The 17,578-nt window shown below is 69.6% G+C and carries 13 protein-coding genes and 1 pseudogene; 8 read left to right on the top strand and 6 right to left on the bottom strand.

Annotated elements, in window-relative coordinates; all coding sequences use genetic code 11:
- The first annotated feature begins 91 nt into the window (after positions 1–91).
- On the top strand, positions 92–2,932 hold the full coding sequence (locus tag ACZ6S6_RS22360) for an FAD-binding and (Fe-S)-binding domain-containing protein (RefSeq protein WP_469706699.1): 2,841 nt from the start codon (positions 92–94) through the stop codon (positions 2,930–2,932).
- Here ACZ6S6_RS22360 and ACZ6S6_RS22365 read toward each other — a convergent pair.
- The 3 genes from ACZ6S6_RS22365 to ACZ6S6_RS22375 form a co-directional block, all read right to left on the bottom strand.
- A complete protein-coding gene (locus ACZ6S6_RS22365; protein ID WP_362955936.1) occupies positions 2,929–3,333 on the bottom strand; it encodes a type II toxin-antitoxin system VapC family toxin in 405 nt (134 codons plus the stop codon). The two genes, ACZ6S6_RS22360 and ACZ6S6_RS22365, sit on opposite strands and share 4 nt — an antisense overlap.
- Positions 3,330–3,611 carry a type II toxin-antitoxin system Phd/YefM family antitoxin gene (locus ACZ6S6_RS22370; protein WP_362955933.1) on the bottom strand — a complete coding sequence of 94 codons (282 nt, stop codon included), beginning with the start codon at positions 3,609–3,611 and terminating at the stop codon, positions 3,330–3,332. Before ACZ6S6_RS22370 ends, ACZ6S6_RS22365 begins: the two co-directional genes overlap by 4 nt.
- A gap of 107 nt (positions 3,612–3,718) precedes the next feature.
- Positions 3,719–4,651, bottom strand: coding sequence for a LysR family transcriptional regulator (locus tag ACZ6S6_RS22375; RefSeq protein ID WP_362955930.1), 933 nt, complete (start codon positions 4,649–4,651; stop codon positions 3,719–3,721).
- A 196-nt stretch (positions 4,652–4,847) separates the two neighbouring features.
- Here ACZ6S6_RS22375 and ACZ6S6_RS22380 point away from each other — a divergent pair, with 196 nt between their 5' ends.
- Positions 4,848–5,876, top strand: a complete 1,029-nt coding sequence (locus ACZ6S6_RS22380; RefSeq protein ID WP_362955927.1) for an EamA family transporter — start codon at positions 4,848–4,850, stop codon at positions 5,874–5,876.
- Here ACZ6S6_RS22380 and ACZ6S6_RS22385 read toward each other — a convergent pair.
- Positions 5,836–6,717: an alpha/beta hydrolase gene (locus tag ACZ6S6_RS22385; protein WP_469706700.1), complete on the bottom strand. Its 882-nt coding sequence runs from the start codon at positions 6,715–6,717 to the stop codon at positions 5,836–5,838. The two genes, ACZ6S6_RS22380 and ACZ6S6_RS22385, sit on opposite strands and share 41 nt — an antisense overlap.
- Positions 6,718–7,087: 370 nt before the next feature.
- Between ACZ6S6_RS22385 and ACZ6S6_RS22390 the strand changes: the two genes are divergently transcribed.
- From ACZ6S6_RS22390 to ACZ6S6_RS22400, 3 genes are all read left to right on the top strand, one after another.
- Complete coding sequence (locus ACZ6S6_RS22390) at positions 7,088–7,516, top strand: hypothetical protein (RefSeq protein ID WP_469706701.1); 429 nt, start codon at positions 7,088–7,090, stop codon at positions 7,514–7,516.
- Between the two features lie 305 nt (positions 7,517–7,821).
- Positions 7,822–8,319: a phospholipase gene (locus ACZ6S6_RS22395; RefSeq protein WP_362955920.1), complete on the top strand. Its 498-nt coding sequence runs from the start codon at positions 7,822–7,824 to the stop codon at positions 8,317–8,319.
- Between the two features lie 169 nt (positions 8,320–8,488).
- Positions 8,489–8,971 (top strand): SitI3 family protein, encoded by a 483-nt coding sequence (locus tag ACZ6S6_RS22400; protein WP_469706702.1) that lies wholly within the window; start codon positions 8,489–8,491, stop codon positions 8,969–8,971.
- Between the two features lie 121 nt (positions 8,972–9,092).
- On the opposite strand, the gene ACZ6S6_RS22405 is transcribed toward ACZ6S6_RS22400, so the two are convergent.
- Both ACZ6S6_RS22405 and ACZ6S6_RS22410 read right to left on the bottom strand, forming a co-directional pair.
- Entirely contained in the window at positions 9,093–10,046 is a 954-nt protein-coding gene (locus ACZ6S6_RS22405) for an alpha/beta fold hydrolase (RefSeq protein ID WP_469706703.1), read from the bottom strand.
- Positions 10,047–10,566: 520 nt separating this feature from the next.
- Positions 10,567–12,327: a S8 family serine peptidase gene (locus ACZ6S6_RS22410; RefSeq protein WP_362964035.1), complete on the bottom strand. Its 1,761-nt coding sequence runs from the start codon at positions 12,325–12,327 to the stop codon at positions 10,567–10,569.
- Positions 12,328–14,050: 1,723 nt separating this feature from the next.
- Here ACZ6S6_RS22410 and ACZ6S6_RS22415 point away from each other — a divergent pair.
- From ACZ6S6_RS22415 to ACZ6S6_RS22425, 3 genes and pseudogenes are all read left to right on the top strand, one after another.
- Positions 14,051–16,921 carry a helix-turn-helix transcriptional regulator gene (locus ACZ6S6_RS22415; RefSeq protein ID WP_469706704.1) on the top strand — a complete coding sequence of 957 codons (2,871 nt, stop codon included), beginning with the start codon at positions 14,051–14,053 and terminating at the stop codon, positions 16,919–16,921.
- An 84-nt stretch (positions 16,922–17,005) separates the two neighbouring features.
- Positions 17,006–17,191: a hypothetical protein gene (locus ACZ6S6_RS22420; protein ID WP_469706705.1), complete on the top strand. Its 186-nt coding sequence runs from the start codon at positions 17,006–17,008 to the stop codon at positions 17,189–17,191.
- Between the two features lie 176 nt (positions 17,192–17,367).
- Positions 17,368–17,565: pseudogene (locus ACZ6S6_RS22425) on the top strand (L-serine ammonia-lyase, iron-sulfur-dependent, subunit alpha); the annotation flags it as partial.
- Between the last annotated feature and the right edge of the window lie 13 nt (positions 17,566–17,578).

Raw genomic sequence — 17,578 nt, forward strand, 5'->3', positions numbered from 1 at the left:
TGGCGCAGGTCAGGGGCGTCCTCTTGACGTATTCGGCGGAAACGTGAGGATGCGGCCGGCGGCCGGCCCGGACCGGCGGCATCCTGGCCGGATGGCACCTCGTGAGGCAACAACCGGAACCGACCGCACCGCACTCGCCGAAGCGCTGCGCTCCGCCGTACGCGGCGACGTCGCGTTCGACGCCACCGCGCGGGCCCTGACGACGATGGACGCGTCCAACTACCGCCGGGTGCCGCTAGGCGTCGTCGCCCCGCGCGACGCCGACGACATCGCCGCCGCGCTCGCCGTCTGCCGCGCGCACGGGGTGCCTGTCGTGCCGCGCGGCGGCGGTACGTCCATCGCCGGGCAGGCCACCGGTACCGGCGTCGTCCTCGACCTCACCCGCCATCTGCGGTCGGTCGTCGAGCTGGACGCCGGCTCCCGTACGGCCGTGGTCCAGCCGGGCGTCGTCCTGGACGACCTGCGGGCCGCCGCCGCACCGCACGGGCTCACCTTCGGCCCGGACCCCTCCACGCACAGCCGCTGCACGATCGGCGGCATGATCGGCAACAACTCCTGCGGCTCGCACTCGGTCGCCTGGGGCACCACCGCCGACAACGTCCACGCCCTGACCGTCGCCCGCTACGGCGGCGACACCCTGCGCCTGGAACGGGGCGCGGCCGGGCCCGCCGGGCTGCCGGAGCTGGTCGCCGGCCACCTCGCCCTCCTGCGTACCGGATTCCCCGAACTCCCGCGCCGCATCTCCGGGTACGCCCTGGACGCGCTGCTGCCCGAACGGGGCCCCGACCCCGCCCGCGCGTTCTGCGGCAGCGAGGGCACCCTCGGCGTGGTGACGGAGGCGACGCTGCGGCTCGTCGAGGCGCCCGCCGCCCGCGCGCTCGCCGTACTCGGCTACGCCGACGAGTCCGCCGCGGCCGAGGCCGCCCCCGGCCTCCTCCCGCACCACCCGCTGACCGTCGAGGGCATGGCCGCCGACCTCGTACGCGAACCGGCCGCGCTGCCGCGCGGCGCGGCCTGGCTCTTCGTCGAGACGGGCGGCGCCACCCCGGCCGAGGCACGGGCGCACGCCGAACGGATCGCCCGGACCGCGTCCGCCGACGCGGTGGACACCGCCGTCGTCACCGACCCGGCCGGGCAGCGGGCGCTGTGGCGCATCAGGGAGGACGCCGCCGGCACCGCCACCCGGACGCCGGGGGGCGGTGAGGCCTGGCCCGGCTGGGAGGACTGCGCCGTGCCGCCCGCCCGGCTCGGCCCCTACCTCCGCGAGTTCCGCGCCCTGCTCACCGAACACGGGCTGCGCGGCACCCCGTACGGGCACTTCGGCGACGGCTGCATCCACGTCCGGATCGACTTCGACCTGCTGAGCGGCGACGGCGTGGCCCGTTTCCGCCGCTTCTCCGAGGAACTCGCCTCGCTCGTCGTCGCACACGGCGGATCGCTCTCCGGCGAACACGGCGACGGGCAGGCCCGCGCCGAACTCCTGCCGAAGATGTACGGGAGCGAACTGGTCTCCCTCTTCACCCGGTTCAAGGACCTCTGGGACCCGGACGGCGGCATGAACCCCGGCATCCTCGCCCGCCCCGCCCGGCTGGACGAGAACCTGCGCTTCGACGTGCTGCCCCGCGAGCCGGTCGACGTGGCGTTCGGCTACCCGCACGACGGCGGCGACTTCTCGGCGGCGGTACGCAGATGCGTCGGCGTCGCCAAGTGCCGTACGCGGGAGGCCGCGGGCCCGGCCGTGATGTGCCCGTCCTTCCGCGCGACCGGCGAGGAGGCCCACTCGACCCGCGGCCGGGCCCGGCTGCTGCACGAGATGCTGGCCGGCCCCGCGGGCGGGGTGATCACGGACGGCTGGCGCTCGACGGAGGTACGGGACGCGCTCGACCTGTGCCTGTCCTGCAAGGGCTGCCGCAGCGACTGCCCGGTGGGCGTCGACATGGCCACGTACAAGGCGGAGTTCCTGCACCACCACTACCGGCACCGGCTGCGCCCCGCCGCCCACTACACGATGGGCCGGCTCCCGGTGTGGCTGCGCCTGGCGTCGCCCTTCGCGGGCCTGCTGAACGCGCTGGCACGGGTGCGGCCGCTCGCGGCCCTCGCCAAGCGGCCGGCCGGGATCGCACCGGAGCGCGGCATCCCGGTCCTGGCGCGCGAGACGTTCACCCGGTGGCTGGGCAGGCGCTGGGGGAAGGAGACGTCTCTCCTCTCCGACGACGAGGTGGTCACCGTCTGGCCCGACACCTTCACCGAGTACCTCTCGCCCGAGGTGGGCCGGGCGGCGGTGAGGGTCGTGGAGGCGGCGACCGGCCGCCGGGTGATCCTCCCGCCCGGTCGCGGACTGTGCTGCGGCCTGACGTACGTCTCGACGGGGCAGCTGGACCGGGCCCGTTCGGTGATGCGCCGCACCCTGGACCGGCTGGCCGGCACGCACGGCTCCCCCGTGATCGTCCTCGAACCGAGCTGCGCGACCACCCTCCGCGGCGACCTCCCGGAACTCCTCCCCGACGACCCCCGCGCCGCCGGACTCGCCGCCTCGGTCCACACCCTGGCCGAGTACCTGGAGAAGTACGCCCCCGACTGGCGGCCCCCGCGCCTGGACCGCCCGGTCACCGGCCAGACGCACTGCCACCAGCACGCGGTCCTGGGCGACGGGCCGGACCGCCGGCTGCGCGAACGGGCGGGCCTGACCGGCGAACTGACCGGCGGCTGCTGCGGGCTGGCCGGCAACTTCGGCTTCGAACGCGGCCACTGGGACGTCTCCACGGCCTGCGCCGAGGACGCGCTGCTGCCGGCGGTACGGGAGGCGGCGCCGGGTACGGAGATCCTGGCGGACGGGTTCTCCTGCCGCACCCAGCTGGACCAGCTGGGCGGAGTGCGGGCGCGGCACCTGGCGGAGGTTCTGGCGGAGGGGCTGGAATCAGGGAACTCTTAAGCCGGCGCGTGCACCGGCAGTCCGAAGTCCGTTGCGGCTCGGGCCAGTTCGCCGTCGTACGTGACGAAGGCGGTGAGGCCCACCCGGAACGGTTCGGCGGTGGCGAGATGGATCGAGTCCAGGGTGCCGAGCCTGCGCGCCTGGTAGGCGGTGGCGCGCGCCAGCACGGTGGTGGTGAGGTCGATGAGGTAGACGCCCCGGACGGCCTGTGCCGTGAAGTAGGCGATGCGCTGGGGATCAGCTCCGGCCCGGTGCAGTGTGCGGGTGATCTCCAGTCGGGCCAGATCGCTCGTGAGCAGCTCGGTTCCCTCGGGCAGCCCCGCGCGCCAGGCACGCAGGGCTGCGGACTCCGGCTCGGGTTTGATGAATTTCATCAGTGCGCATGAGTCGAAGTAGATCAACGCCGGCGCTCCTCGTCGCGCTCCGAGAGGAGCAGGCCGGAGAGGCTCGGCAGCTCCGGCGCGAGGTCGGGCGCCAGATCCGGCATGCCCTGCTCGGCCGGGGGCGTGGCATCCCCGGACTCGATCATGCGGCGGAGCGGATCGGGTGTCTCGGTCTCGGGCACCATGCGCAGGACCGGTACGCCGCGATCGGTGACGAGTATGGGCACGCCCGAGCGCACCAGGGCCACGGCCCTGGACGGGTTCTGGTTGAGTTCGCGAAGCCCGATCGTTTCCATGCTTCGAATGTAGCTACATTATGTAGCTACAGCAACAGGCGGCCACCTGATCCAGCGGCCGGGGCGGGGGATTCCCGCGCGGACATCGGGATCGGTTTCCCCGGCGCTCACTCCGTGACGTCTCGCCCCACGATCTCGCGGGCCAGCGCCGCGAGATCGGCGAGCGCCGGATGGCCGGGGGCGTCGCGGCGGGCGAGCAGTACCGGCACGGTGGGGGCGTCGGTGAGCGGCCGGTAGACGACACCGGCGTGCGGGTGCATGGCGGCGGTCGAGGCGGTGGAGACCCCGGCGCCCCGGCCCGCCGCGATGGCGGTCAGCCAGTCGTCGGTGTTGCCGACGGTGAGGGTGGCGGCGGGCCGTGCGGACGGCGGCCACAGGTCGGGGGTGGTGGTGCCGGAGACGGTGTTCAGGACGAGGGTGCCGGTCGCCAGGTCGGTGAGCCGGAGCGCGGCGCGGGCGGCCAGTGGGCCGTCCGCCGCCACGGCCGCGACCCGTTTCTCGTCGAACAGCACCTCGGTGAGGAGACCGGGCGCCTCGACCGGCCCGCGCAGCAGTGCGGCATCGACCTCGCCACGGGTCAGCCCGGCCGTGCGGTCGTCGATTCGCAGGAGTTCGAGCGGGGTCTGCGGATACCGCTCCTGCCAGCTGCGGAGCAGTGGTGTGGTGTACCGGCCGAACGCGGACCAGGCGTGCCCGAGCCGCAGCGGCCGCCGTCGCAGTCCGCCGGGGTCGAGCGCCTCGTCGAAGGAGGCCACCGCGGCGGCGGCCTTGTCGCGGAAGGCGACGCCCTCGGGGGTGAGGACCAGGTGGTGGGTGGAGCGGTCGACGAGCCGGATGCCGAGGTGCCGCTCCAGGGCGGCCAGGGTCCGTGAGACGGCGGGCTGGGTGAGCCGGAGCCGGGCGGCGGCCCGGGTGACGCTGGACTCGTCCGCCACGGCGAGGAACGCCCGCAGATGCCGGATCTCGACCCCACGCCCGGCGCTCGCGCCGGTGCCCCGGCCTGTCCCCGTGCTCCGGTCCGCGCCCTGTCCTGTACTCATGCGCGGGAAGCATAACGGGAGCCCAGTCGGCATTTCACACGCCGCGCGGAGGTGCTTACGGTAAGGGGATGGGCTGCACGAGATGAGTGCAGTATCTTCAATTGGATAGTGCAGTGTGTTGCACTGTGCTGCATTGCGCTGCATGGCATTGCATTGCATGTGACGTAATTCGTGAACTCAGGAAGTCAGGCCACAGGTGAACGACCAGGGCACCGCCGCGGAATCGGCCGCAGCATTCGCCACTCCGGAAGCGGTCACCGCCCTCGGCGGACCGGGCGAGCCTGCCGGACCGGGCGAGCCGGGCCGTGCCGGAAGGCGCGGAGCCGCGCTCGCCCCGATCGCGCTGGTGGTGGCGGGCGGCCTCTCCGTCCAGTTCGGCGCGGCGGTCGCGGTCCTGCTGATGCCGAAGGCGGGCGCCCTCGGTGTCGTCACGCTGCGGCTGGCCCCCGCCGCGCTGGTCATGCTCGTGGTGTGCCGCCCCAGGCTGCGCGGGCACTCGCGCGCCGACTGGGGCACGGTGCTCGCGTTCGGCGTCGCGATGGGCGCCATGAACACGCTCTTCTACCAGGCCGCCGACCGCATCCCGCTCGGCGCGGCCGTCACCCTGGAGGTGCTGGGCCCGCTCGCCCTCTCGGTCTACGCCTCGCGCCGCCTGGTCAACGTGGTCTGGGCGGCCCTCGCGCTGGGCGGGGTCCTGCTGCTGAGCGGCGGCGGCTTCGACCGGCTCGATCCGGTGGGCGCCGCGTACGCCCTCGGTGCGGGAGCCATGTGGGCGACGTACATCATCTTCAGCGCCCGCACCGGCCGCCGCTTCCCGCAGGCCGACGGACTGGCCATGGCGATGGTGGTGGCGGCCCTGCTCTCGCTGCCGCTCGGCATCATGGAGGCGGGCTCGAAGCTCCTGGTGCCCAGCACGCTCGGACTGGGCGCGGCCGTCGCGGTGCTGAGCTCGGTCCTCCCGTACACCCTCGAACTGATGGCGCTGCGCAGACTGCCCGCAGCCACCTTCGCGATCCTGATGAGCCTGGAACCCGCGATCGCGGCCGCGGCCGGCTTCCTCATCCTCAATCAGGCGCTCTCCACCACGGACGCCCTGGCCATCGCCCTGGTCATCGGGGCGAGCATGGGCGCGGTACGCAGCCAGGTGAGGGGCCTGCGGAAGCCGCGGGACGGCTCGGCGGGGACTACTCCGCGGCCTGCGCGGCGACGCGCTGAACGGCCTTGACGGCGAGTTCGGTCCGGTCGACGTAGATGTAGTGACCGCTGTCGGCGGCGGTGCTGAGCTTGCTGCGGCCGGAGACGGCGGTCCACTTGTGCTGCCCCTCGGACCACACCTTCTCCAGGCCGTTCCCGTACACGGGGAACTGGCCGAGGTACTTGGTTCCGTGCTGGATGACCTCCACCGGGATGTTCCCGGCCGAGCGCACCTCGGCGTCGGGGAAGGCGAGCTTCTCCGGGTTCTGCCCCTCGCCGACCGCGACGGTCTGCGTGCGGAGGTCGGCGCTGTCGCCGGTGGCCGACTTGGGGATCACCTTCTCGATGTCGCCGTTCGACGTCGGCGACGTGGCGTCCATCAGCACCAGCCCCTTGACCTGGTCCTGGTGGTCGGGGGCGTACCGGGCGGCGAGCAGCCCGCCCAGCGAGTGCCCGGCCAGGACGACGGGTCCGTCGCCGACGACCTGGTTGAGCACGCCGGTGAGGATCTTCCCGCTGGCGGCGATGGTCTGCGGGCCGGCCGGCGCGTCGCTCGCGCCTTCCCCGAGCCGGTCGTAGGAGCAGACCCGGTTCTTCTCGCTCAGGATCTTCCGGAAGGCGGCCGTCTTCTTCAGCCCGTCATCCAGCCCGGCCATCACGATGACGACCGGCTTGCCGTCCGCCTGACCGCCGGAGCAGGAGACGTTCACCGAACGGCCCTCGACGCGGATCTTCTTCGTCCCGGAGAACGAGTCCGCGGCGGCCGACGCCTTCGACGGCGTGGGGGAGGTCTCCTCGCACGCCGTGATCCCCGCGCCGAGCGTGATGCAGCAGAGAGTGGTGACAACCGTGGTCCTGATATTGCGCGCCATTTCGTCCTCCGAATAGTCCGAACAACCAGCTGAGAAGGCGGGCAGATGCCGTTGGCCCGCCTTCTGTGACCAGGCAACTCACGTGGGTGCAAGGGGAGTTGTTCCTGCACCGCGTTTGCTTGCCTCGGCTGACATGAACGCTACGGATTCGGCGGTCCGGAATCGTCACCACGCAGCGGGCACTTGCGGGTAGCTCGCACGGGGGACGAGCCGTGCGGCGCGAGGCCCTGACCGCTCCGGAGCCTTGAACCCTTCGCCTGCGACCGGGCGATGGCCATCGGCCGGGATGCTCCAAGGGCGTATGCTGCTGCGGAAATTGCGGGCGACAGCGAGGCGTCGAGCGGGCGGAGTCCCGGCCGGGGAGGGCAACGTGGTGCGCGTACTCAGGACGGTATTCCCGGTCCTCGCCCTGGTGGCGATGTCGGCGGGGTGTTCCTCGTCCGACGGCAAGAGCGAGCAGCAACTGGCCGAGCAGCGGGGGAGCTACTGCACGCAGCTGGGGGCGTGGCAGAAGGCGCGGAACGCGGCGGGCACGGACTCCGACGCGGACTCCGACGCGGACTCGGACGCGGAGTCGGACGCGGAGTCGGACGCGTCTGAATCGTCAGACTACGACGAGGTCGGGGCCGTCGCCGAGGACGCCTTCCTCGCGATGCAACCGCTCCTGGACGAGACCGTCGGCGGAGGCCGCACCCTGGGTGAGGCGACGGTGGCGGCGCTGAAGAACGGTGACTCCGAGGCGGAGGGGCGCCTCGGGGAGTACTGCGGAGACGCCGGCTACGAGACGCTGATGCGCTAAAGACTGTGTCCCGTCATCCCCGGCGGGCGCGCGACGACAGCCACGGCACCGCGCCGTTTCGGTTGGTCTGAGGCGGCTGCCTTCCGCTTGGGCCGACAGAGCCCCTCGACGAGGTTCATCGTCCCAGCTCAGAAGGCATTTTTCGTATTTCCTCCCCGCTTCCGGCCCCATCTTGACCGAAACGGCGAGGCTAATTGACGAAACTGCCTCACTCGCCATGTACATGACGGCATTCTGGAGCTGCCTCATGAGACCCACGAGGCGCACAGCTACGGCAACTCCCCCACACTCTCCGGAGGTTGTTCATGCGTCGCCGCTTCGCCACCTTGCTCGCAACGGCTGCCCTGTCGCTCCCGCTCGCCCTGCTGCCCGCCGTATCCGCTTCCGCCGCCCCTGCGGACAAGCCCCAGGTCCTCAGCTCCTGGACCCAGACGAGCGCCTCCAGTTACAACGCCTGGAACGCCGCCCACAACAACCAGGGCGCCTGGGCCGCGTACGGCTTCGACTGGTCGACGGACTACTGCAGCAGCTCGCCCGACAACCCGTTCGGCTTCCCCTTCCAAACGGCCTGCGCCCGCCATGACTTCGGCTACCGCAACTACAAGGCCGCCGGCACGTTCTCCGCCAACAAGGCCCGCCTGGACTCCGCGCTGTACGAGGACCTCAAGCGCGTCTGCGCCGCCTACTCCGGCGCGAAGCTGACCTCGTGCAACGCCACGGCCTGGACGTACTACCACGCGGTGGACATCTTCGGCGTCGCACCGGCGAAGGCGGGCGCCGGCGGAGTGACTCAGTCCGCCTGACCTGCTGTATGACTGGGAGGCTCGGGCCGCTCCGATCGCGGCCCGAGCCTCAAGGACTCGGGGTGGGAATGACGTTAGTGATGGCGGCCGCGGCTGTCCGGGGCGTACCGCAGTTGTTCCTTCTGTCATGGCCGACGCGTTCGGTTCGGCTCTCGACGGTACGGCTCGCATGAGCATTTCCTACAGCCTCGACATGGCGACAGAGCAGACCGCTTCGCAGGTCGCCCGTGAACTCTGCGACATCGCACGAACCGCTGGGCTGTTCGACGAGTCCATCACCCCTGCGCTGGTCCTCGACGACGGCGCACTGACCACGAAGGGCATGTGGGTCCGCATCGGCAAGGAGACACCGCAGCCGTGGGATCCCGTCATCACCGACCTCGGATTCGCCCCCACGGTCTGGGGACGGTTCCAACCCGGCAGGTCCAGCGACTACTCGGACCAACAGGACGACATGATCCGCCTGGTCTCCGGACTGCTGGACCGCACGCCGGGCGATGCCGTGCTGCACTTCCAGACCGAGGTGATCTGGCTGCTGCGCCGGGGTTCTGAGGTGAGTCTCAACGAGCGGGACGACCTGTGGCCACCTCAGCGCCTGGCCGCCGTGTCCCAGCCCAACCGGCGTGCCACCCATGAATTCTCTCAGGAATGACCCGCGCGACGCTGTCACTGTGACGCCACCGCCACCGCCACCGCCACCGCCACCGCCTCCGCCTCCGCCCCCACAGTCTCGCCGACCGTGCGGGGCGGTGCCGTTCCTCCTCCGCCCACGGTCAGCCGGCGGTCTTCAGTATCTTCGTGACCGCCGTGACAATGACATCCGGGCGGTCGTTGGCGATGTCGTGCGAGCTCTTCGCGGCGGTCACGAGGTCGCGGTTCGGGGCCCCCTTCACGAACTCCTGCTGGGCGTCGCGCCAGAGCTGGGCGTCGTCGGGGGTCTCGAAGGGGGTCTTCTCCGAGACGATGGCCGTCGCCGGGACACTCTGGGGCCAGGAGACCTTGTGGTACGCGCGGTGCATCGGGCCGTAGCCGTCAGCGGTGGCGAGCAGCTGGCGGGTCTGCTGCGTCGAGGGCTGGTCCTTGAGGGCCTCCACCTGGGCCTTGTTCGCGGCTTCGATCTTCGCCGTTTCCTCGTCCGTGTAGAACTGGGGCAGGCTTCCGTCGACAAGGACGGCGCCCGTGAGCCAATTCGGGTTCTCCTTGGCGAAATACGTGGCGACCTCGCCCGCCTGGGAATGTGAAACCAGGATCACGTCATGGGTGATTCCCAGCTTCGTCAGTCCGGCCTTCAGATCGGAAACCGCGTTCTCGACGTTCCACGCCCCGGGAACCTCGTCGCTCTTCCCCATTCCGGCCCGGTCGTACGTGAAAACCATCGAACCGGTCTTCTTCGCCAGTTCGGGCGCTATCTTCTTCCAGTACGACGAGTCCTCGCCGCCACCCGCGTCCAGGACCAGGGCCGGCAGGCAGCCGGGTGTGACGTGGAAGGCCAGGCTGTGGTCACCGTTCTCGACCATGCGGAGGGACGCCGCGGCGGCGGGCGTCGACGGCTTCGCGGCGGCCGGGCTCTCGGGATTCTGGTGGGATGACCGGCCGGGGCTCTTCGAAGTCCCGGAATCGGACGGAGTCGAATCCGCACAGGCGGAGATTCCGGTCAGTGCGGCGGCCAGGCAGATACCCACGATGGCGGGACGGAGGCGGCGGTTCTTCCGTACGGTCTCAGTCATGGCTTTTTCGTTCCTAAGGGCTTGCCGGGAATCAAACCGACGTATTGATTCCCGGCAAGCCCTTAGCAGCATATTTCACGGTTCTACTTTGGGTACGACCTCCGAGTTTGATCGCGGGCCTCAGGTCATCGTGCTTCGGCGGGTTCTGCAACTCGGATCACTGCGCCGAACGGTGGCGCCTTCTTTGCTCGCCTTCCGGCTGGCCTGGTCTCCGACCGTACCCGCCACGTGGTCGGCCTAAGGGCTGTCCCGCAATTCCTGGCGGGCGCGCGGCGTCAGATGCGGCACCTCGCTGCGTTGTCGGGACGCCCGAATACATCCAGTATTCGGGCGTTCCTCCGCCTTGCGATGCACCGCATCTGACGCCGCGCGCTGATCCACCAGGAATTGCGGGACAGCCCTTAGCGCGACGACGCCTGATCGAGTACTGGGACAGCAGCCGCGGTGCATGCAGACGTCCAGGGCCCCGACCCGGCCTGTGACGCTGGTCACGGGTCGGGCCGGGGCATGGTGGTGTGGGTTAGCTGCTGAAGCAGAAGGCGCTGCCGCCGAAGTCCCAGCAGTCGATGGTGCGGGTGGTGGTGTCGCTGTTGCCGCTCGCGTCGGTCACCGTGAGCTTGGCGGTGTACGTGTCGTCGGCTGCGGGGTATTCGTGCGAGACGGTGGCGCCCTTGCCGGTGCGACCGTCGTCGAAGTCCCAGGCGTAGGACGTGATGTCGCCGTCGGCGTCGGTGCTGTCGCTGGCGTCGAAGTCGCATGCTTCGTACCAGCAGGACACTGTGAACGCGGCCGACGGCGCCCCACCGGCCGGTGCGCCCACCGAGACCCGCTCAGTCGCACTGTCCTTGTTGCCGTCGTCGTCGGTCACCGTCAGCGTCACTTCGTACGTACCGGCCTTGGCGTACGTGTGCGAGGGAGTGGCGCCCTGGCCGCTCTTCCCGTCGCCGAAGTTCCAGGCGTAGGAGGCGATCGAACCGTCCTCGTCCTTGGACGCCGAGGCGTCGAAGTCACAGGACAGCCCCGACGCCGCACACTCCGCCGAGAACTCCGCCACCGGACCATCACCCGGCTCGGATCCGCCGCCGCCCAGGTCCGACACGTTCAGCAGCAAGTTCGGCGAACCGCTCCCCGCGTTGCCGACGACACCCGACTCGGCGCTCTCAACCAGCGCGCTCTCGACCTCGGCCGGGGAGGCGTCCGGGTGCGAGGAGAGGTACAGCGCAGCCGCGCCCGCGGCGTGCGGCGTGGCCATGGAGGTGCCGCTCATGTTCTGCGAGCCGCCGCCGTTGCGGGTAGAGGTGATGTTGCTGCCCGGTGCGAACAGGTCCAGGCAGCGGCCGTAGTTGGAGTACCCGGTGTCGCGGCTGTCGCTGCGCGTGGTGGCACCCAGGGTGATGGCGTCCGCCACGCGGGCCGGGCTGGTGTTGCAGGCATTCTGGGACTCGTTGCCTGCCGCCACCGCGAACTGCACACCGGAGTCGATCGCGCCCTGCACCGCTTCGTCCACGGAGGTGTTGCCGCCGCCGCCCAGGCTCATGTTGCCGATGGACGGACCGGTGGCGTTCTGGGCGACCCAGTCGATGCCGGCGATCACGGTGGACCAGGGGGCGCTGCCTTCACAGTCCAGTACGCGGACGGAGACGATGTCCACGTTCTTGGCGACGCCGTAGCTCTTGCTGCCGATGGTGCCCGCCACGTGGGTCCCGTGACCCGCGCAGTCGCTGGCGTCGCTGTCGCCGTCGATGAAGTCGTAGCCGCTGGTGGCCCGGCCCTCGAAGTCGGGGTGGCCCAGGTCCACCCCGGTGTCCACGACGAAGGCGGTCACGCCGGATCCGTCGTTGGGGTAGGTGTAGCTGTCGTCCAGCCCGCCATCGACGCGGTCGATGCCCCAGGCCGGGGGGTTGGGCTGCGTGCCGGTGGCCTTGGCGATGCCGTCGGCCTCGACATAGCGGACGGCCGGGTCCGCCGCGAGCTTTCTCGCCTGCCGTTCGGTGGCCTGCAGGGCGAACCCGCGGAAGGCCGCAGAGTAGACCTGCTCCACGTCGCCGCCGTGCTCCTCGGCCAGGGCCGTGGCCTGGGACGTGACCCGCGCCTCGGATCCTGCCTGTGTGGACGCCTCGCCCTTGAGCGCGACGATGTACTGGCCCTCAATCGCGCTTGCCGCCTTCGCGTTGAGGATGGCGCCCCCAGGCGCCCCAGCGGCTGGCGGCGCCGCCATGGCCGCTCCGCCGGACAGCGCGAGCATCGTCGCCGTGATGGCGCCGAGCCCGGCTGTTCTCAAACGTGTTTTCCCTGTACGCATAACTGTTCCTCCAGATCGGGGGGGCCATCGGTCCTGACGTGGATGCGTCAGGACCGATGGCGCCCTCACCTTGTGCGTTCAGCGATGCGGAAACAATCCGGCTATCGGTAGGTAGGCCCACCTGTTAAATGGCGGAGGCGTTCCCGTTCCTGCCCTGAGCTCACAGGCCGCCGCTCAGCGGAGAGGTGGCGCATTACTCAGTACGAAGGAAAAGCGCGTCGTTCGCGCAGCCAGCACCCCGGTCTCGTCAGTGGGGCTATGAGCGGAAAAGGGAGCAGTCACCATCGACGGCGATCTTCCCGCTGCTGTAACCGAGCGTCACCGGCGGGGTTGCCTGTACATCCGCTGACCAACGTAGGAATCCTCAACCGCGATGCGGGCTGAGAGAGCAGAGGCATCGCCGCTGCTGGGTAGCACCCGGCAGCGAGCGCTGTGTTCCTGGCTGCCACGATGCGCGGGGAACGGACCCCACCGCGTACGGCCCGTCTACGTGCCCCGCGCCGTTCACCGAGCGTCCTTGTCGGTTTGGGCTGAGTCCGGCAAGTCACAGACGACAGCCGCCTCGGGGCACGGCATGCGCTGGACGCCGGCGTCGAGAGCGCGGGCGAGGTCGGTCAGTTGGAGCACGCTTCTCGTAGTCGCGGGGGTGAGGTTCGGTTCCTTCCACGCGAGCACGGCGACGAGCGCTTGGTACGGGGGCGGTCCAGCGAAAGGTTGGCGTCGGCCGGGCCCCCTGGCCGACGCCAACCCACTTCCCTATGACCCGCCCCGTAGCCTTCATGTAGCCAGATTTCCGCTTGGGAGTCGGCGGGGGGGGGAGCCCCGCCGGGATGCTCCAGCGTCCATCTGAGCCTGGGCTCGTGCCTGCTCGGCCACGTTCCGGGTTTCGGTCGGCACGTCGTGGAGCTCTCGAACGAGTCGGTCGTCGATCGGCGAACGAGGAACTGCTTTCCTCTTTGGAGCTGGGCGCTGTGGCGGCCTACGTACTTGGACAGGGGATGTCGTACGCCTTGTCTACGTGACGGCTGTGAGCCTGTTGTGGCCCTGGCACGCGGTCGGACCCCAGAACCACCTGAAGATTCTGGGATCCGACGTTCGGTGCGGCGGCGGGTCAGCTGCCTGAGCGGAAGACCCCGCCGTCGAAGTTCCAGCATCTGAACGAGAGGGTCATGCTGAGTGGCCTTTCCGGCAATACGTGGCCTTACTTACGGGGTTACGGATTGTTTCGCTGAGTCGATTCGCTGAGAGTGAGAAGCGTCTCGGGCGGTCAGCTGGCCGGGTGCCGGTGAATCCTTCGTCATTGAGGAAGGTGGTGGTCGCTGGAGGAGACTCAATCGGCTCACCGGGCACCTGCTGGTGTCGCCGACGGGACTCGTCCCGGTCGCCGGTACGGCAGCCGTTTCCGATCACATGGCCTCCCCCTACAGGTCTTTGTGCACTGGGCTACGACTGCTCCGGCTCCGGGGCGACCGTCGACTTCAACCGGGTCTGCGACAGCCCCGGTGGCCTGCCGCGTGGTCTGGCTTCCTCCCCGATGCCAGACTGTGCGGCGCGGTGTCGTGGGAAGGTCGGCTGTGCGGCCGACACGGCGACCTGCATCTGTGCCTGGCATGCTCATATCATTTTCCTGTCAGTTCGCAGTCACCTGGGTAACAGGCAGGTATCCTCCGCCTTGCGTGGATCCCAACGGCCGGAGTTGATGATGAGTACTCCTCGTTTTGCCGCCCCAGAGGCCCCCGTACTGGTCGGACGAACACGGGAGTTGCAGTCCCTGCTGGACGCCACGAACAGCCCGCCGGCCGTGGCTCTCGTAGAAGGGGAGGCCGGCATCGGCAAGACCCGGTTGATCTCCGAAGCACTGCAGCATCCGTCGGTACGGGAACGGCGAGTTCTGTTCGGCAGTTGCCATCCCTTGCGCGAGCCGTTCCCCTACGGTCCCGTTTTCGATCTGCTGCGCCTTCTGGCCGGCGATCTGCCGACTGATCTCGACCCGGTATGCGGCACACTGCGCCCTTACCTGCCTGAACTCGCCGACCATCTGCCGTCCGCGCCCGAACCCGTGCATGATCCACGTGCCCAACGTCACCGGCTTTTCCGCGCCGTCCGCGCGCTCCTCTCGGCGCTGGGCGAGACCGTGGTGATCGTCGAGGACCTGCACTGGGCTGACGACGGCACCCGCGACCTGTTGCGGTTCTTGGTTGACGATCCCCCTGCCAACGTGTCCGCGGTTCTCAGCTATCGTCGAGAAGACCTGCCGGAAACCGGACTGCCGCTCGGACGCGCCTACCGGCCTCCGCGGGGCACCACTTCGGTTCTGGTCGCGCTTGAGCCGCTGGATGTACACGGCGTGCGCGGCATGTTCACCGCAATCACTAGCGTCCGCCAGATTGCGACGTGCTTCGCGGAGGAACTGCACCGGTTCACCGCAGGCATACCGTTCATGGTGGAGGAGGTGGTCAGGGCACTGCCCGGCGGAGCGCAGGCCGGCATTGCGACGGACAGCACGGTATTTGAGGGCATGGCGGTGCCCACCCTGCTACAGGACGCGATCGCCGACCGGATGCATCTGCTGTCGCCCGCCGCGGCTGAGGCTGTGCGGGCCGCCTCAGTGCTCCGTGTGTCCGCGGGAGAGGCTCTCATCGGGGCGGTCATGCAGGCTACGGTGCAGTCTGACAGCGCCGAGACGTGCTCGGTCGCGATCCGTGAGGCGCTTCTCGCGGGGGTGCTGCACGAATGGAGCCAGGACCGGTACGGTTTTCGGCACGTTCTCGCGCAGCAGGCCGTCTACTCGGCGCTGCCTGGTCCCGACCGGCGCCGACTGCATCAGCAGGCGTTGTGGGCGTTGGCAGCCGAAGAGCCACAACCGCTGGTCCAGCTCGCCCATCACGCTCGGCAGGCGGGAATGGTAGTGGAATGGCAGCGCTACGCCGAGTCCGCCGCTACGTCGGCACGCGAGGTGGGCGACCTCCCGCTCGCGGTGAGGGTCCTTGAGGACCTGCTGGCCGACGCGCGGCTCAGCCGCTCGGAGTACGCCCGTATCGCTGTTGAGTTGAGCCGGGACGCGGTCTTGGGCCTGGCCCACCGCCGGGCGGTCGAACTGCTGAGCTCGGTCGTCCGGGACAGCGGCATCCCCGAAGGCACACGCGGGGAGATCAGATTGAATCTCGGTCTCTTGCTCAATAACCAGATGGGTGACTACGAGTCGGGCCGTGCCCACACCGAGCTGGCAGTCGAAGAGTTGCGGGAACGCCCCGCACTCGCGGCCCGCGGTATGGCGGCTCTGGCCATGCCGAGTTGGGGTGATCATCCGATTCAGGTCTACGAACAATGGATTGAGCGAGCCGAGCGGTTGGTGGAACAAGAGCCCGATTCCGCAGTGCGCACGGCGGTACGGGGAAACCACCTGGCGCTGCGAATGTCCGTGGGCGACCCTTCGGTGTGGAAAGAGGCTGAGGCGCTCATAGGCAGTGCAGGAGACGGCTATGACCCACGACAGACCGCCCGGGCCTGTGGGAACTTCGCCGATGCCGCTACTTGGAACGGACACTTCGAGGCTGCGCAACGATTCCGCACCGAAGGCAGAAGGCTCGCCACCGCGTGTGGTGCCTCGTTCTTCGAAGGCATCGTGGACGGCACGGCACTGCGCCTGGACTGGTGCACGGGCCGCTGGGAAGGGCTGGCCGACCGGGCGAGGCATACCCTGGAGGTGGTCCAGGGCGTCTCCGGCATTGCGGCTGACGCACACCTCGTCCTCGGCCTGCTCGCCTGCGCAATCGGCGACTGGGAAGAGGCAGCCGACGAACTCCACGCGGCTGGCCTCGCCGATCCCGGTAACGCACCCGCGACGATAGTGGTCACCGCGTCGGCAGCCCTGACCCAGCTGCACACCGAACGGGGCGAGTCCGAGGAAGCCAGGGCCGCAGCAGAGCGGGGCATCGCCCGGATCCGCCGCAAGGGCGCCTGGACATGGGCCGGCGAGATGGCCCCAGCTGCCGTGGTCGCATTGGTGAACGCCGGTTTCCCGGCAGAAGCCGAGCGGGTGGTCGAAGAGTTCGCCAGTGGCATCGAGGGAAGGAGTGCACGCTCAGCCGCCGCCGCTCTCCTGATGTGCCGCGGCGCCCTCGCAGCGGGCGTCGCGAACATCGCGGAAGCCATTGAAGCCTTCGACGGTGCCCAGGCCGCATACGCCGCGCTGCCACAGCCTTATTACGCAGCCCGTGCAGCAGAAGCGGCTGCCCAATGGCGCATGGCTGAGAAGGATGGTAAAGGAGCCGAAGAGCTGATGTCACTTGTGGACGAGTTCACGGCGATCGGGGCACTCAGGGACGCCGGGCGCTGCCGGCGGGCGCTACGCGCTCACGGTTTTACCCTGCCTTCCCGTCGCGGTCGCCGCGGTTACGGCGACGAGGTCTCACCCAGGGAGAGCGAGGTGGCCAAGCTGGTAGCGCTCGGCCACACCAACCGGCAAATCGCCGAAACGCTGTTCCTGTCCCCTCGCACCGTGGAACAACACGTGGCCAAGGTACTGCGCAAGCTGAAGGTAAAGTCACGCGCGGAGATCACTCCGCTGTGACGCTGACGTAAGCGCTGTACGTACTGACCACAAATCCCCTGGCCCACCCGGCATCTGGTCATCACCATCACTTTGTGCCCAGCAGTGTCCGGTGAGGCTATCGGCCACCGCCGGAAGCTGCTGGGCGGTGACCTGGCCTACGGCCGCCTCGGCCGCCACGTCCCGCTCATTGGTCCCGAGGAACGGCACGGCACCATGCAGACTGTCGCGCGTGCGCGCCGCACAAGGAAGGCCGAGACGCTGCGTCGACCCGTGGACGGGCACGTCTGAGGGGAAGCTCAGTGGGCGTCCAGTGCGGCTTGGCCAAGCATGCTGCTGCAGGATTCGGTGCTCGGCTCCCTCCCTTGGGGCAGAAGGTTCCGTGCGGCCCCCCCCCGCATGTAGAGAGGGCATGAAGCACAACCTGGGCCTGACCTCGACGCGGTCGGCACGTTGGTCAAGATCCCTGCACCACGCGCAACGGCATGGCGGCGGTGAAGGCGGTCACCACGGCGCGGGCCACTGCGGAGCGATCGCAGCCACCCAGGGTGTCCCTCGGCAAAGTCATCAAGACCATGAAGGAGACCCGGGGCATGAGCGTGAAATGCAACGAGACGGCTCGGGGGCGGGCTCGCAGTGAACATCATCGAGTGCTGAGTACGTAGGCCCTGACCAGCG

The sequence above is a fragment of the Streptomyces sp. NPDC048671 genome, assembly GCF_055587045.1.